This window comes from uncultured Altibacter sp., assembly GCF_963972995.1.
Lineage (GTDB): Bacteria > Bacteroidota > Bacteroidia > Flavobacteriales > Flavobacteriaceae > Altibacter.
In genome coordinates this window covers 48756-64918 of record NZ_CAXAXI010000007.1, presented here as the reverse complement: position 1 = coordinate 64918, position 16163 = coordinate 48756, and the positions used below count along the sequence as shown (strand labels likewise).

The 16163-nt window shown below is 41.6% G+C and carries 14 protein-coding genes; 9 read left to right on the top strand and 5 right to left on the bottom strand.

Features of this window, described 5'->3' with window-relative positions; translation table 11 throughout:
* Nucleotides 1-38 precede the first annotated feature (38 nt).
* The 4 genes from mreC to rodA are packed head-to-tail and all read left to right on the top strand — an operon-like array spanning nt 39 to nt 4486.
* Nucleotides 39-869 (top strand): rod shape-determining protein MreC, encoded by an 831-nt coding sequence (gene mreC, locus AACZ11_RS04550; protein WP_339831607.1) that lies wholly within the window; start codon nt 39-41, stop codon nt 867-869.
* Entirely contained in the window at nt 856-1365 is a 510-nt protein-coding gene (locus AACZ11_RS04545; RefSeq protein WP_290626359.1) for a rod shape-determining protein MreD, read from the top strand. The genes mreC and AACZ11_RS04545 overlap by 14 nt, the downstream gene beginning before the upstream one ends.
* Nucleotides 1362-3230, top strand: coding sequence for a penicillin-binding protein 2 (gene mrdA, locus AACZ11_RS04540; protein WP_339831603.1), 1869 nt, complete (start codon nt 1362-1364; stop codon nt 3228-3230). Before AACZ11_RS04545 ends, mrdA begins: the two co-directional genes overlap by 4 nt.
* A complete protein-coding gene (gene rodA / locus AACZ11_RS04535) occupies nt 3230-4486 on the top strand; it encodes a rod shape-determining protein RodA (protein WP_290626352.1) in 1257 nt (418 codons plus the stop codon). Before mrdA ends, rodA begins: the two co-directional genes overlap by 1 nt.
* A gap of 267 nt (nt 4487-4753) precedes the next feature.
* Here rodA and AACZ11_RS04530 read toward each other — a convergent pair whose 3' ends face one another.
* The 3 genes from AACZ11_RS04530 to AACZ11_RS04520 are packed head-to-tail and all read right to left on the bottom strand — an operon-like array spanning nt 4754 to nt 8859.
* Entirely contained in the window at nt 4754-5572 is an 819-nt protein-coding gene (locus AACZ11_RS04530; protein ID WP_290626350.1) for a DNA/RNA non-specific endonuclease, read from the bottom strand.
* A gap of 7 nt (nt 5573-5579) precedes the next feature.
* Nucleotides 5580-6683: an ABC transporter permease gene (locus tag AACZ11_RS04525; protein ID WP_290626349.1), complete on the bottom strand. Its 1104-nt coding sequence runs from the start codon at nt 6681-6683 to the stop codon at nt 5580-5582.
* 7 nt (nt 6684-6690) lie between these two features.
* Nucleotides 6691-8859, bottom strand: coding sequence for a carboxy terminal-processing peptidase (locus tag AACZ11_RS04520; RefSeq protein ID WP_290626347.1), 2169 nt, complete (start codon nt 8857-8859; stop codon nt 6691-6693).
* 149 nt (nt 8860-9008) lie between these two features.
* On the opposite strand from AACZ11_RS04520, the gene surE reads away from it, so the two are divergent.
* Genes surE through AACZ11_RS04495 form a run of 5 tightly spaced genes read left to right on the top strand, consistent with a single transcriptional unit; the run spans nt 9009 to nt 13920 of the window.
* Complete coding sequence (surE, locus tag AACZ11_RS04515) at nt 9009-9788, top strand: 5'/3'-nucleotidase SurE (RefSeq protein WP_290626345.1); 780 nt, start codon at nt 9009-9011, stop codon at nt 9786-9788.
* Nucleotides 9785-10084, top strand: coding sequence for a hypothetical protein (locus tag AACZ11_RS04510; protein ID WP_290626343.1), 300 nt, complete (start codon nt 9785-9787; stop codon nt 10082-10084). Before surE ends, AACZ11_RS04510 begins: the two co-directional genes overlap by 4 nt.
* The gene (gene lpxB / locus AACZ11_RS04505) at nt 10085-11203 is read left to right on the top strand and encodes a lipid-A-disaccharide synthase (RefSeq protein WP_290626341.1); all 1119 of its coding nucleotides are present in this window, start codon (nt 10085-10087) and stop codon (nt 11201-11203) included.
* A 45-nt stretch (nt 11204-11248) separates the two neighbouring features.
* Complete coding sequence (locus tag AACZ11_RS04500) at nt 11249-11833, top strand: C40 family peptidase (protein WP_290626338.1); 585 nt, start codon at nt 11249-11251, stop codon at nt 11831-11833.
* 59 nt (nt 11834-11892) lie between these two features.
* Nucleotides 11893-13920 (top strand): ComEC/Rec2 family competence protein, encoded by a 2028-nt coding sequence (locus AACZ11_RS04495; protein WP_290626332.1) that lies wholly within the window; start codon nt 11893-11895, stop codon nt 13918-13920.
* A gap of 25 nt (nt 13921-13945) precedes the next feature.
* Here the strand turns inward: AACZ11_RS04495 and AACZ11_RS04490 are convergent, their stop codons facing one another.
* Together AACZ11_RS04490 and AACZ11_RS04485 are read right to left on the bottom strand one after the other, a co-directional pair.
* Entirely contained in the window at nt 13946-14479 is a 534-nt protein-coding gene (locus tag AACZ11_RS04490; protein ID WP_290626330.1) for a thioredoxin fold domain-containing protein, read from the bottom strand.
* Nucleotides 14480-14563: 84 nt separating this feature from the next.
* Nucleotides 14564-16153, bottom strand: coding sequence for a peptide MFS transporter (locus tag AACZ11_RS04485; protein ID WP_290626328.1), 1590 nt, complete (start codon nt 16151-16153; stop codon nt 14564-14566).
* Between the last annotated feature and the right edge of the window lie 10 nt (nt 16154-16163).

Here is a 16163-nt window from a genome sequence, read left to right as displayed (position 1 = left end):
TTGGTCTTTCAGTAAACTAATAGTTAAACAATAACACAGTGCAACAGATCCTCTTTTTCTTTATACGGAATAAAAATTTTCTGTTGTTCGGATTGTTGTTTATTTTCTCCGTTGGACTTACTGTTAGAACACATTCCTTTCATAAAAGCAAGTTTGTTAGTTCTGCAAATGTTATAAGCGGAAACATCTATGCGGTTAAAAGTGAGATCACCGATTATTTCGGACTTCAGAAAGAGAACGAAAAACTGATCAATGAAAACATCCGACTCCGAAAACTGGTAGAAAGCTATAAGGAGCTTACCCCCATCCCTACTTTGGACAGTGCGACCATCCCTTCTTCCTATCTTTTTTATTCGGCCCGGGTGATCAACAATACCTATTCAAAAACCAAGAATAACATTACAATCAACAAAGGAGCGGGCGACAGTATTGAGATCGATATGGGTGTGATCTCTTCAAAAGGTCTGGTAGGGATCATAAACAGTGTGTCGCAAAATTACGCTACGGTGCAATCGATCCTCAATACAAAAAGCCAAATTAATGCAAAACTTAAAAACTCTGAACATTTTGGGAGTTTGGTGTGGGATACGAAAGACCCCAATATAGTGCAATTGATCGACGTTCCCAGATTGGCTCCTGTTGTCGTGGGCGATACCATTGTGACTGGCGGAAAATCTACCATTTTCCCCAAGGGTATTCTTATTGGTATCATTAAGGATTTCTCGATAGAAGCCGATGCCAATTATTACGACCTGAACATTCAATTGTTCAATGATATGACCAACTTGAAGCATGTGTACATGATCAAGAACAACAGTGCAGACGAAATAATTACTTTGGAAAAGCAGATCGAAGATGCAGAACAGTGATATCCTTATAACCATCCTTCGGTTTATTACGTTGGTCCTGCTTCAGGTATTGATCCTAAACCACATCAATTTCTTGGGGTTTGTGAATCCGTATGTGTATGTGTTGTTCATTTTAATATTTCCGCTTAACGGCAACAAATCGTTGCTGATATTTCTTAGTTTCCTTTTAGGCTTCACCATTGATATTTTTAGTGATTCGGGCGGTGTGCATGCGGCGGCTTCAGTATTTATTGCTTTTATTCGTCCGTATATCTTGAAATTCGCCTTTGGTGTGAGCTATGAGTACAATATGGTGAAATTAAATAAGGTGCCCTTCACAGAACGAATGACCTATATAGCGGTGTTGGTTTTGGTACATCATTTTTTGCTCTTTTCTTTGGAAATTTTTAGCCTTTCGCATATATTATTGATCCTAAAATCTACTTTATTTTCAGGGATTTTTAGTACCGTAGTCATTTTATGTCTGCTGTTACTATTTAGCCGAAAGTCGTCATGAGAAAACTACTTCTTTTTTCCATTGTACTTATCACCGGAGTGGTGTTTGCCGGTCGACTTTTCTATTTACAGATTTACGATACGTCCTTTCAGAAATTATCCGAGAACAATGCCATAAACATTATTTACGATTACCCTCCAAGAGGATATATATTTGATCGTAATGGCACACTTCTGGTTTCCAATCAGCCGTCATACGATGTCATGGTGATTCCTAGAAATGTAAAGCCTTTGGACACTTTGGAGTTCTGTGAGATCCTGCGTATTACGAAGGAAGATTTTAAATCGATCTTAGAAAAAGCTACTATCTATTCCCCACGATTGCCTTCGGTAGTGATCCCTCAACTCACCAAGGAAGAGTATGCATATCTATCTGAAAAAATGCACAAGTATGAAGGATTTTACATTCAGAAACGTTCCTTACGCGATTATCAAGTGGATCATTCTGCGAATGTGTTGGGGTATATTGCCGAAGTGAACAATCGTATTATTGAGAAGAATCCTTATTACCAAATGGGAGACCTTATAGGTATGCAGGGCGTGGAGCGTCAGTACGAAGAAGTATTGCGTGGTGTAAAAGGGGTTAAATATATTCAGAAGGATCGCTTCAATAGAGATATTGGGCCCTACAAGGATGGTGTTTTCGACACCTTACCCGAGCGCGGTAAAGACATTACTTTAACAATAGACGCTGTGCTTCAAGAGTATGGTGAAGCGCTCATGGTAAACAAACGAGGTGGGATCGTAGCTATAGAGCCCGCTACAGGTGAGATCCTCACTTTGGTCACGGCTCCCAATTACGATCCTAGTCTATTGGTGGGCAGGGAACGCTCCCGTAATTTTACGAAACTGTATTATGACACCATCGCAAAACCACTGTTCGATCGCGGGCTTCAGGGAGAATACCCTCCCGGTTCGCCGTTTAAGACGCTTACGGCACTCATTGGTTTACAGGAGGGCGTTATCGACACCAAAGAAACTGTCTCGTGTCACGGGGGCTATATCTATGGTCGTGGGAGAAAATTGGGGTGTCACCATCATTACAGTCCGTTAGCGATGGTTGCCGGTATTGCAAACTCTTGTAATGCCTATTTCTGTACCGTATACCGACGTGCCATTGAAAAATATCCTTCGCCGCAGGAAGGGATCGATAATTGGCATGATCATTTGGCAAGTTTTGGTTTGGATCAATTTATGGGATACGATCTTCCCAGCGGTCGGCCCGGGTATATTCCTGATGCCAAATATTACAACCGAAGTTACAATTATCCCACTTATAAGTGGTTTGCCACGGCGACCATTTCAAATGCCATCGGGCAGGGTGAAGTATCCCTTACCCCGATGCAAATGGCTAATTTTGCCGCGACCATCGCGAACAGAGGTTGGTATTACAAGCCACATGTGATCAAGAATATTGGTGGCACAGATACCATACCTACCGTATATACCGAAAAACACCATACAACCATTGAACCGCGTTTCTTTGAACCAGTGGTTGAAGGGATGTTTGATGTGTATAATAAAGGAACCGCTTCCCACATTCAAATACCGGGCATTGAGATCTGCGGAAAAACGGGTACTGCGGAAAATTTCATTCGTGTCAACGGAAAACGCATGCAACTCACCGACCACTCTATCTTTGTCGCGTTCGCACCGAAGGATGATCCTAAGATCGCCATTGCAGTATTTGTAGAGAACGGTTACTGGGGCTCGAGATGGGCAGGACGTATCGCCGGGCTTATGATTGAAAAATTCTTAAAAGGAGAAATCACCCGTACCGATATGGAAGATTTTGTATTAAACGGCAGTCTCGAAGCCGAATACGCCAAACCCTATAGCGGGGAGCCGTTTAAAATTAATCAATAATGGCGAGCGGCAGAGGAATCCTGAAATATGATTGGAGTATTATTCTACTCTATGGTGTGTTAGTGGGGATTGGCTGGATGAATATCTATTCGGCTTCCTTAAGTGATACTGCCAGCTCATTCTTTGATTTTAGTCAGATCTACACCAAGCAATTGTTCTTTATCGTGATGAGTATCCTGCTCATCATTTTTATTCTAGCCATTGAAGCTAAATTCTACGAGCGATTTTCCAGTGTGATTTATATTGTCTCGCTGCTATCACTCATCGGACTCTTTATTTTTGGCAAGAATGTAAATGGCGCTACCTCTTGGTATGGGTTTGGGAGTTTCGGCCTACAGCCCAGCGAATTTGCTAAGGCTGCTACTGCGTTGGCTTTGGCAAAGTATGTAAGTGACATTCAAACCAATATTAAAGAATTTAAACATCAGCTGCGCACCTTCATTATCATCGCACTACCCGCCATCCTTATTATACCGCAACCCGATCCCGGAAGCGCCTTGATCTATGCTGCTTTTGTTTTTCCTTTATATCGAGAAGGACTTCATTTCGTGTATTTACTTTTAGTGTTTTTTGGCGCGGGACTTTTTGTCGGCACGCTTTTGTTTGGGGTGACTTGGGTGATCTTGGGCGTAGTGTTGATTGCCGGCATCTTATTTCTTCGAAATAGGAAAAAGCGACCTAAGCTTTTTAAATACCTCATTATTATCGGAGCTTGTATCGGCTTTTCTTTTTCCGTAAACTATATTTTTAACAATGTCTTTGAACAGCGGCACCGGGACCGATTCAATATTGTGTTGGGGAAGGAAGTAGATGCAAAAGGAATTGGCTATAATACCAATCAGAGTGAGATTGCTATTGGAAGCGGTGGTTGGACCGGAAAAGGATGGACACAAGGTACCCAAACCAAAGGAAATTTTGTACCCGAACAACAAACCGATTATATTTTTAGCACTGTAGGCGAAGAATGGGGCTTCTTAGGCAGTATCTTGGTCGTTCTTCTTTTTGTATCCCTAATTCTCAGGATTCTTTACTTGGCTGAAAAACAAAAAAATCAGTTTAGTCGTGTCTACGGCTATAGCGTTGCGTCAATCTTATTTCTTCACTTTTTTGTAAATGTTGGGATGGTCACCGGCCTTTTTCCAACAGTAGGGATACCACTACCTTTTTTTAGCTATGGAGGTTCCAGCCTTTGGGGGTTCACGATTCTACTTTTTATTTTTGTAAGGCTGGATGCTTCAAATTACTATTATTCGTAGCACTATAATCTTCGAGATTGTGTCTCATATCCAAACGGGGTGGCAAGCATTTCTTTTTTTGTAAATTATTGAATACAAAAAAATAATGCGCAGCCGTTTCCATATAAACCCTTATTATTCTCGTAAGTCCGGATGCTTCCAATTATTACTATTCGTAGTATTAAAATCTTAGAGATTCTGATCAATTGAAAAACGGGATGCTAAGCATTCCCTTTATATAAGCTATTGAATTCCCTTAAGCGAATAATAGCGTTGTAAGCCAAAACATTAGCGTTTCCCCCACACTTTGGTATCGATCATCTTCTCGAGTTTTACTTCTTCGGAATCGGAGAGATTTGGGAAGAAATCAATACCGGTATGCTGTTCAATCTCGTCAATGCTAACGACAAAATCGTAAAAAGAGTTATTTGTGGGTGCATTCGGAATAAGAAAGGCGATGGCTTTAAGTTCCTTGCCTGAAGCATCCACAACGATCTTATAGAAAGCATCCGGCACCGTAACTTTCTCAATCCCTATGGCCGGAAGCCCTTCCTTAAGCACCCCTCCGGTAACCACGTACACACCATCGTATTTTTTTGCCCAATACCGAACTTGCTGTTCCAGTTTATTCCATACACCCCCATTGAAATCGTTGTCTTGCGGACTAATATTACTGGTGAGAAAAGTCTCCAAATAAGCGTTAAAAGAAAAACGCCTGTCTCCTGCCGGACACAAATGACCGCGATCGTATCCTGAGCCTTTATAGCTGCTCCAATGTGCCGATTTAGATGCTATCTTTCGGTCTTCGACAAAATCGGGTCGTTCATACTCATTCTTAGAAAGATGAGACTTTGCCAATTCATAGGCGACCCACTCTGCCTGTTCATGTGTTTCGGCATAGGACAACGTAAAATGATTATGAGCTATCACCACGCCGGTCGTGGATGCAGGAAGAAAGCTTTCGTCAAATTCAGCATTTGAAATATCCCGGTCCGGAAGGGTTGTTTCAGGATACATTTCATTCTCACGATTTACATAGATTTCGGCATAATACAACCCAATAATGATAAGAACTGTAAGTAAAGGATAAAGGTATTTTCGTTTCATGGAGTCACTAGTTCTTTACATCCAACGCATCGCGTAAGGCGTTTCCTATCAACATAAATGCGGTTACTAAACTCATGATGGCAACCCCCGGAATAATCGCAAGATAGGGTTTCCCTAAAATTATATAAGCATAGTGATCCTTTATAATGCCTCCCCAACTGGGCATAGGCGGCTGCGCCCCTATTCCCAAAAAGCTAAGGCCGCTCTCTATAAGGATCGCACCTGCAAAGTTAGCCGCCGAAATGATGATCACCGGTGCCATGGCATTGGGCAGGATGTGCTTTGTGATAATCCTAAAATGATCGTACCCCAGTGCCCTGGCTGCCGTTACATACTGCATTTCCTTCACACCCATCACTTGGCCGCGCACGACTCTGGCAACTTCCACCCACATGGTTAGACCTACCGCTATAAAGACTTGCCAAAATCCTTTGCCTAGGGCCAAAGTGATCGCAATAACAAGTAATAATGTAGGAATTGACCAAGTTACATTGATAATCCACATAATGGCAGCATCTACCTTCCCACCAAAATATCCGGCTATGGCTCCTAAGGTGATTCCTATGACCAGTGAGATAAATACCGCCACAAAACCAATAGCCAAAGAGATCCGTATACCTATAAGCATCCGGCTTAATAAGTCACGTCCGTATTTATCGGTTCCTAAAAGGAATTTTTGAGTCTTTATGTATTGCTTCGGAATGTCCTCCGGCGTATTGGCTTCAGGGAATTGTGCGAGTTCATATTCCTTCTGAAGTCCTTGTGTTCCATCGAAGGCGTATTCGGTAATTGCAATGTGTTGTGCCTCTATTTTGTAGTTTGAAATAGGAATTTCTGTGGCAGCACTTTTTCTTCCGAAGAAAAATCGAGTAAAAGTGCTTTGTGGTTCCACTTCGGAAGGGATTGTAAGCATGAGTACTTCAAAACCGGGTGGCTTGGAGTGTATGGAGAGATGCATCTGATTCGCATTCTCGGTATCATCCGGTGCCAGCGCATACGCAAAAATAGCTGTTAGAACACAGATCACCAGAAAACTGAAACTAAAAACGCCCCAAAAGTTTCGTTTAAACTTTTGGAGCGCAATTTGTGTTAAAGAGGTCGATCTGCTCATTAAAAAATTAATTTTTAATGTTCGCCATTTTTCCTTTTTTAATGTTGTTCAATTTAAGGTCTTCCAGTACGTGTACCGCTTCTTCCACGTAGATATCCTTTGCCAAGTTCTTATGCCAACGCTTTCTTTTCTCACGGAGGGTGGTGTCCTGGCGCATAAGTTCTATCTCATACGGTAGTGAACGATAGCTTAGCTTATTGTCGTAATTATCGATTGTATCGAACTTTTTACTCTCTTCTTTACGCTTTTCGATCTCGGCGGCGTATGCGTCGTAATTTAAGCTTACTTCCATCTCATCTCTCTTGGTCTTGATCCAACGTGCATTCTGTTCAATAAGCGCTAGCTGTTCGCTTTTGGCCATTCGCGCCTTACTTTTCTCGATGGTTTCCTCAAAATCTATATATCCATCCCATGCATCGAATTTAGCGGGATCGATTTTATCGTAAGGTAACGGATTGTCATAATCACGCTCTCCAACATCTATATAGCTATAGCGATCCGGCATGACCACATCACTCTTTACTCCTTCCAATTGGGTGGAGCCTCCATTGACACGATAGAATTTTTGAGTAGTAAGTTTTAAAGCTCCCATATCGCCCATATCGTTTTGTCGTAACCACTGATTGAGATCGATCAAGTTTTGAACCGTTCCTTTGCCATAGGTCTGCTCGCTTCCTATAATAATGGCGCGCTTGTAGTCCTGCATTGCTGCTGCTAAAATTTCGGATGCTGAAGCAGACAATTCATTCACCAGAATTACTAGTGGGCCATCCCATGCGATATCATCATTCTTATCTTCTAAGATCTCCTTGCGGCCTCCTCCGGAAGCTACTTGAACCATAGGCCCTTCCTTAATGAATAATCCGCCAATATCTACTGCCGTCTTTAAGGATCCTCCTCCATTGTCCCTAAGGTCCAGGATTAATCCTTCCATGCCTTCGCCCTTCAGCCGTTCGATCTCTTGCTTCACATCACTTGCTGCATTGCGCTCTTTGTAGTTTTCCATATCAAAATAGAACTGTGGCAAATTAATCAACCCGAATTTTCTATCGTCTTTCTCGATCACGGTCGACTTAGCATAGGTTTCTTCTAACTCTACAACATCCCGTGTAATTACTTCTTCTTCTATGGTCCCGTCAACTCGCTTGATGGTGAGTGTTACCTTGGTACCCTTAGGTCCTTTGATCAATTTCACAGCGTCATCTATACGCATTCCAACAACACTTACCGGTTCGTCTTCATCGGCCTGCTTCACTTTAAGGATCATATCGCCTACGGCAATATGCTCTCCTCGCCATGCCGGTCCGCCACTTATAATCTCAATCACAGTGATGTAGTCATTCTTTTTCTGAAGTCGCGCTCCGATGCCTTCTAATTTTCCGGACATCCGTAAGTCGAAACGATCGCGATCCGGTGGTGCAAAATAGTTTGTGTGTGGATCGAATTCTTCTACAATGGTAGTTAAGAACACCGCAAAGTAATCCTTTCGCTCTAAGTCCTTCGTGAAGTCGAAGTACTCCTTCAATGATGTTTTGGTGGTATTACGGGATTTCGCTTCCAACTCGGCCAACGAAAGTCCTTCGTTGGGCGTTGGCTTATATTCCTCTCCTTTTTCGGCGGCTTCCTGCTTACGTTCGGCAACCGAATTTTTCTCTTGAACCAGATCGTAATACGAAGAGATCGTCGAGAATTTCAACTGCCAACGCCAGCGTTCTTTTAATTCATCCTTGGTCTTTGCATAATCCAGCTTGTCGTAGTCTACATTGATCACCTCATTCTGACTATAATCAAAGGGGGTGTCTAAAACCGACTCGTACATGGATTTAGCTTCTTCCATTCGTTGGGTAAAACGCTCATGGACCAAATTGAAAAATGTAAGGTCTTTATTCTTTATCTGATCATCGATCTCGTTCTTGTACTTACTGAATTCTTCAATATCTGAAGCCAGAAAGTAACGCTTAATAGGATCTAACCCATTAATGAAGTCATCATATACCCCTTGAGAGAAGGTATCATCCATTTCGGCCGGATCGTAGTGCCCCTTCTGAAGCACATAGGTAATGAGGTCAATGAGTAATTTATCTTTGTCGGGGTCATTGAATTCCTTCGTCGTAAAACTACAGGAAGCAGCTGCAACGAATACAGCTAAAAACAACACCTTTAAATTCTTTTTCATAATACGCATATCAATCTTCTTAATTTGAATCTCCTAAATTATAGAAAAAACCGTGCCAACAGGCCATAATGATACTAATTTTTTGTTAAACAAACTAATAACGTAAAGCCTAATAAAATGTGTATTTTAGCAGGAGAAAAAACTGGTACATGGCTAAGAAAAAACCATTAATTTTAGTGACCAACGACGATGGGATCACTGCCCCCGGAATTCGAATGTTAATTGAGGTGATGAATACCCTTGGAGATGTATGTGTGGTCGCTCCGGACTCTCCACAAAGTGCCATGGGCCATGCCATTACCATAAACGATACCCTCTACTGTGACAAGGTAAGGGTGCTTGAGGATCAAACCCACCAAGAGTACAGTTGCAGTGGAACACCGGTAGACTGTGTGAAACTGGCGGTCAATGAAATTCTAAAACGAAAACCGGACCTTTGTGTAAGCGGGATCAATCACGGAAGCAATTCATCTATAAACGTGATCTACAGTGGAACCATGAGTGCGGCCGTAGAAGCCGGCACCCTAGGCATTCCCTCCATTGGATTCTCGCTATTGGATTACTCTATGGATGCCGATTTTGAACCGGCGCGATCCTTTGTGAAATCCATAGCTACCCAATGTTTAAAAAAGGGACTTCCTACGGGTGTTGTTCTTAACGTAAACATCCCGAAATTACCCAAAAACGAAATTAAAGGCATTAAAGTGTGCCGACAGGCCAATGCACATTGGGAAGAACAATTCGATAAGCGGGTAAATCCCTTGGGACGCGAGTATTATTGGTTGACCGGAGAATTTGTCAATGAAGACAAAGGTGAAGATACAGATGAATGGGCCTTGCATAATGGGTATATTTCAGTAGTACCGGTACAGTTCGATCTTACAGCGCATCATGCCATCAAAGACATTAACACCTGGGACCTGTCATGAATAAGACCATCGCAAAGGGTATAGGTGTAGGCGTTTTAATTGGGTTGATCGCCAATCTTATAGGAAGCTATCTCTATGTATTCACATTATCCCAAATTAAAGGGTTATCACTAGAGGATACCTTGCAGGTGGCTGTTGAGCAAGATCTTTTGGGCACGATAGTAGCCTTAGGTGCCTTACTCAATTTGGCCGCTTTTTTTGTGTTTCTGAAAAAGAATCAGTACTACAGGGCAAGGGGTGTGGTGTTAGCCACCTTAATTGCTGCAATTGTGGTGTTGATCTCAAAGTTCTATTAAATGAAATATTACCTTATCGCCGGAGAGGCATCTGGAGATTTGCATGGCGCAAATCTTATGAAAGCGTTATCTAAATTAGATACCAACGCTTCTTTTAGATGTTGGGGTGGTGATCTTATGCAGCAGGCTCAAGGAACCTTGGTGAAACATTACCGGGACTTGGCATTCATGGGTTTTATAGAGGTCATTTTTAATCTTAGAACGATCTTACAAAACATTCGCTTCTGTAAAAAAGACATAGAAGACTTTCAACCGGATGTGATTATATTCATCGATTACCCCGGCTTCAACCTTCGTATTGCCAAATGGGCAAGACAAAAAGGCTTCCGAACCCATTACTACATCTCTCCTCAAATTTGGGCGTGGAAAGAAGGCCGTATCAAGAGCATTAAACGAGATATTGATGCTATGTATGTGATCCTCCCTTTTGAAAAGGATTTTTATGAAAAGAAACATGACTTTCCCGTACACTTTGTCGGGCATCCGCTCGTTGATGCTATTTCAAACAGAGAGCAAGTACACCCCGAAATATTTAAGAAGCAACAAGGTTGGGACGACCGTCCCATCATCGCCTTACTTCCCGGTAGCAGGAAGCAGGAAATCTCCAAAATGCTGGATATCATGCTTTCCATCGTTGAAGATTTTAAATCACACCAATTCGTCATTGCCGGAGCCCCTAGTCAGGAGGCCTCGTTTTACGCTCCTTTTATTCAAAAACAAAATGTACATCTGTTACTCAACCAAACCTATGACCTGCTTAGTATTTCAGAAGCTGCCTTAGTGACCTCCGGAACCGCTACGCTAGAGACTGCCTTATTCAAGGTGCCGCAAGTGGTTTGTTATAAAGGCAGCAGGATCTCTTATGAAATTGCGAAACGTGTGATCCATTTAAAATATATTTCACTGGTCAATCTTATCCTGGACAAGGACGCAGTGACAGAGCTCATACAAACGGAATTCACTTCAGAAACATTAAAAAAAGAACTAACGGCCATCCTAGATCCGTATCGCAGAGCGACTTTATTCTTGGATTATTACGACCTTGAAAAAAAACTGGGAGGTAAAGGGGCCAGCGATACTACGGCCCGATTAATTTATAAGACCCTGTCTAATACTTAAGAAAAAATTCTTAGTTTTATAGGCGACTCTTGGTATTTGTCTGCAATGAAAAAACTGTTCCTACTTGCCCTTCTCCCTATGTTTCTAGCTTCCTGCGGTAGCTCTAAACACACGGCTACTAAAACGATCATTGTAAACTCCAAAGGCAAACCCAATCGTACGCGGACAGTCGAAACAAAGGAGGAGAAAAAAAATATCATTATTACAACCACCGAAGCAGACGAGGTGGTAACGGCCGATTCGAATAAGAATAAGCTCGAAAATATTATCGATTTTGCTAAATCCTTCGAAGGAACCCGGTATAAGTTTGGCGGTACCACCGAAGAGGGAATGGACTGTTCCGGGTTGGTCTACACAGCCTTTAAAAAGGAAAATGTGATCATGCCCCGCATTTCCAGAGACATGGCCGGCAAAGGGGTTTCGGTTACATTAAAGGAAGTAACCGAAGGCGATCTTGTGTTCTTTAAGACCAGCCGCCGAAATTCCATAAACCACGTAGGCTTGGTCGTTGAGAACAAACGGGGTGAGATCCTGTTCATTCATTCCACCACTTCAAAGGGAGTGATCATTTCGTCACTGGAAGAGGACTATTGGAAAAAAGCCTTTGTAGAGGTTCGGCGGGTGATTTAAAATTTTGTATCTTAGATCGCCTTCCCAGTTTATTTTAAACTCTGTTTTAAGATACTGGGATGAAGTTCGTCAATGTTGCGATTGTAAAATTTTCGGTGTTTCTCACGCTTGGGATTCTGCTTGCGCATTTCCTTCCCCATTTCTCTCTCTATCTTATTGGCTTGTCTCTTTTTTTCTTCGGAATGCTTGCGATTCTATGGTGGCGCGGCAGAAGACAACTTATTCCATCCGTTTTATTCGGAATTACGACCTATGGCTGCTTCCTGCTCATTGGATATGTGAACTATCAGCTGCGGCAACCCAACGCTCAGCCACGACATTATGCTCATGTGGCACCTGTAGACACGATAGCACTATACACATTAAAGGTAACGGGGCTCCTGAAACCGGATCGCTACAACGATAAATATATCGCTGAAATTCTTGGTTACGATACCCTGCAGACCTCGGGCAAAGTACTCGTTTCTATTAAAAAAGACAGCACCGCTTCAAAACTCACCATTGATGAACTGTTCTTGTTACGCGCTGCTCTTTCAGATCCACCCAAATCTCTCAATCCGTTTCAATTCGACTATGCTGCATATCTTAGAACTTTAATGGTGCATCATCAATTTCGAGTTCCTTCCGAAGCCATCGTAAAGAGATCCCATGGAGCGTGGACCATCCGCGGACGAGCCGAGTCGATTCGCAGTCATATCATTGCAAAGTTGAAAAAAACCTCCATTGGCGCAGAAGAACGAAGCATTCTCCAAGCACTAGTCCTTGGAGAGCGGAATGAAATAGACCCGGTACGATATAAAGCGTATGCTGCAGCTGGGGCGATCCATATTTTGGCCGTCTCGGGATTGCATGTAGGGATTCTCTTTTTACTTCTCTCCCAATTGTTATTTCCTTTGTGTCGGCTACCCCACGGTGCATTGGTGCGTTCCCTGCTTATCGTCATGCTGCTTTGGGGTTTTGCCATGATTGCAGGCGCATCACCCTCTGTGGTTCGCGCAGTTAGTATGTTCAGTTTCTTTACCTTCGCACAGGCCAGTCGCCGACCTACCAATTCAATCAACACCCTATTTTTATCCTATTTGGTACTACTGCTTATTGAGCCGGTATGGCTGTTTCACGTAGGGTTTCAGCTTAGTTATTTGGCAGTTTTCTTTATCCTGTGGGTACAACCCTTCCTCTTTAAGCTAGTACCATTTAAAAAATTGATTTTTAAGAAACTATGGGGGATTATCACGGTTACTTTAAGTGCACAACTGGGGATTCTTCCGCTCAGTCTCTATTATTTCCATCAATTCCCCGGGTTATTTCTGCTCACCAATATTGTGATCTTGCCGTTTTTAGCGCTCCTGTTGGCCGGAGGAATTATAGTAGTTATTTGGACCTTACTTGATGAAGTTCCAATTCCTGTGGCGGAAGGGTACGCTTTAGCCATCAAACTATTAAATGACTTTGTAGATTGGATCGCCGGAAAAGAAACACTGTTGTTTCGTGACATTCCTTTTTCTGAAGCTCAAGTCGTTGCCACCTACGTACTTATAGTTGTAATGGCCCTATTGCTGAAAAAATGGAACGGCAAACGCCTGCTTGGAGGCCTAACGGGCATCTTGTTTTTTGTATGTATACTGTTTTGGGAGAAGGAACGTGCTACAAAGCAACAACTCATCATTTTTCATAAGAACAGGCATAGTCTGATTGCTCATAAGAATGCTTCGGAAATGCTTTTATTTACAGATGATACTTCACAGATAGTGTCGAAAACCTTTCCCGTTAGCAGCTATCGCACTGGAAGCAGGATTCGGACTACTTCCGAAGCAATACTACCAAAGCTATTCGCTTTCAGAAGCAAAAAGATACTGGTGATAGATAGTTTAGGCGTGTATGGAATAAAAGACAACATCGACATTGTACTACTCACTCAGAGTCCGAAACTCCATCTGGACCGTCTCATTGATACACTACGGCCTTCCTTGATTATTGCCGATGGCAGTAATTACACTTCATACGTGAATCGCTGGAAAATGACTTGTAAAAAAAGAAAGCTCCCCTTTTACCATACAGGTGCAAGCGGAGCTTTCATCTTGGAGTAGTAAAACACTTAACTAAAACACTACTCTAGAATGTACCTTTAAAATTCTTTTGATATGTTTCCCACGCTTCGGCAGTGGTGAGTTTTGCATAATCATTATTGGCGATCATTTTAAGATAGATCTCCAATTGCTGGGGGGTTTTATAGCCCGGTATGGCTTGTATCAAAGAACCATCTTCTTTAAAAAAAACCAGACTTGGGTATCCTCTTAATTTCAGTGCATCTGCAAAGAAATGAGTTGCGTTTCTCCCCTTTCGGTCTTCCTGATAATTAGGATTGGTATAGGTAAAATCCTGATAGGTAATTTTCTCCGTGCCTTCTCCATTAAACTTCACGGCATAATAATTATCATTGATGAACTTGATCACGTTCTTATCGGTAAACGTATTCTTATCCAACAATTTACAGGGCCCACACCAGGTTGTGTACACATCCATAAAGATCTTCTTGGGTTCTTTCTTCTGCGCAGCCAATGCCTCGTTCATGGTCATCCAGTTGATGGACTGTGCGCTCACAGAGCCAAAAACGAATAGCAGGGCTACAAGTAATAAATGTTTCATTCTATAATTTTTATTTCTGAAATAATTGTAACAAAAAACGTTCCACAAAAGAGGAACGTTTTATAGTTAAATTAATTGTTCACATTATCGAATTCCGTGCATCATTTTCAACAGGGTTCTATTTAATAACAGCATTACAATACCTGCTCCAATTGGCACCAATGTAAATATTAAGAAAAATGTCGTCATTCCATGTTCTTCTACAATAGGGTCTATAAAGCTCCCTGTTATTCCAGCTGCAGTATTTGCAATAAAGTTTGCCACAAACCACACCCCAAACATTAATCCTACTAGTTTAAGAGGTGCTAATTTGCTCACATAAGACAATCCAACCGGCGATACACATAGTTCACCAAGAGTATGGAATAAGTACGCAAATATTAAGAATATCATACTAACAGAGGCTGTTTTAGCTCCTAACGGAATACTCATAGATCCGTAAGCTAGAATCCCAAATCCAAGGCCAAGTAAAATTAATCCAATAGCAAATTTTACGGGTCCGGTAGGATTCAATCTGCTTTCCCACAGCTTAGAAAATAACGGTGCAAACGCAATAATGAAAAATGAATTTAAAATACCGAACCAAGAAGCTGGTACTTCCGCTGAATCTGCAACCCATTCTCTTTGTAACATCCAAATTACAATACCCCAAATGATGACGAAACTTGTACCCAAAAATAAATTGGAAAGAGAGTATTTTGAGAACGTTTGTTTAAATAAGAGCGTAAGAACCCAGGTAATTATTATCATAGGAACCACAGTTAAAAGCGTATTAAAAATCTTAAAAGTAGAAGCTCCTGTGCCTGTTAGTACTCGATCTGTATAGTCTTTAGCAAACACGGTCATAGAACCACCTGCTTGTTCAAAAGCCCACCAAAAGAATATTGTAAAAAAGGCCAAAACACCTATTACAATTAGTCGATCTCGTTTTACTTTGTTTTTCTTCGCTTCATCGGCAGTGTCTTCAATAGCTTCTTTTGCTTCCTCGAAAGATTCTTCAATAGCATCATCAAGATCTTCTGCACCTTTTGGTTTTAGTCCTATTCTACCAAAAATTGTCTGTGCGAAATAAAACTGTAACATCCCAAATAACATAAAGATCCCTGCCAAGCCAAACCCATAATGCCAACCCACTTTTTCTCCTATATATCCGCATAAGAGAATACCTAAAAATGCTCCGGCATTAATCCCCATATAAAATATTGTATATCCAGCATCTTTCTCTTTATCCTGACCTTTATATAGCTGACCCACCATTGAAGATATATTTGGCTTGAACAAACCATTTCCTATAATAAGTAAACCCAATCCTAAATAAAAGAATGGATCAGCAAAAACTTCAAGCGCCATAGAAGCATGCCCCAAAGTCATCAATAAAGCACCAACAACTACAGCATTTCTATAACCCATAACTTTATCTGCAATGAGTCCTCCAAAAATTGGGGTTATATATACTAAACCAGTATACCAAGCATAAAGCATCAATGCATCAGCTCTTTCCCATCCCCATCCCTCTTCCAGAAGTGATGAAACTAAAAATAGAACTAATAATGCTCGCATTCCATAATAAGAAAAACGTTCCCACATTTCTGTAAAAAACAAAACAAATAAACCAGACGGGTGACCTAACACTGTACGTTGGTTTGTTTCTGAACCTCCAAATTTAAATTCCATCGATTAAGTT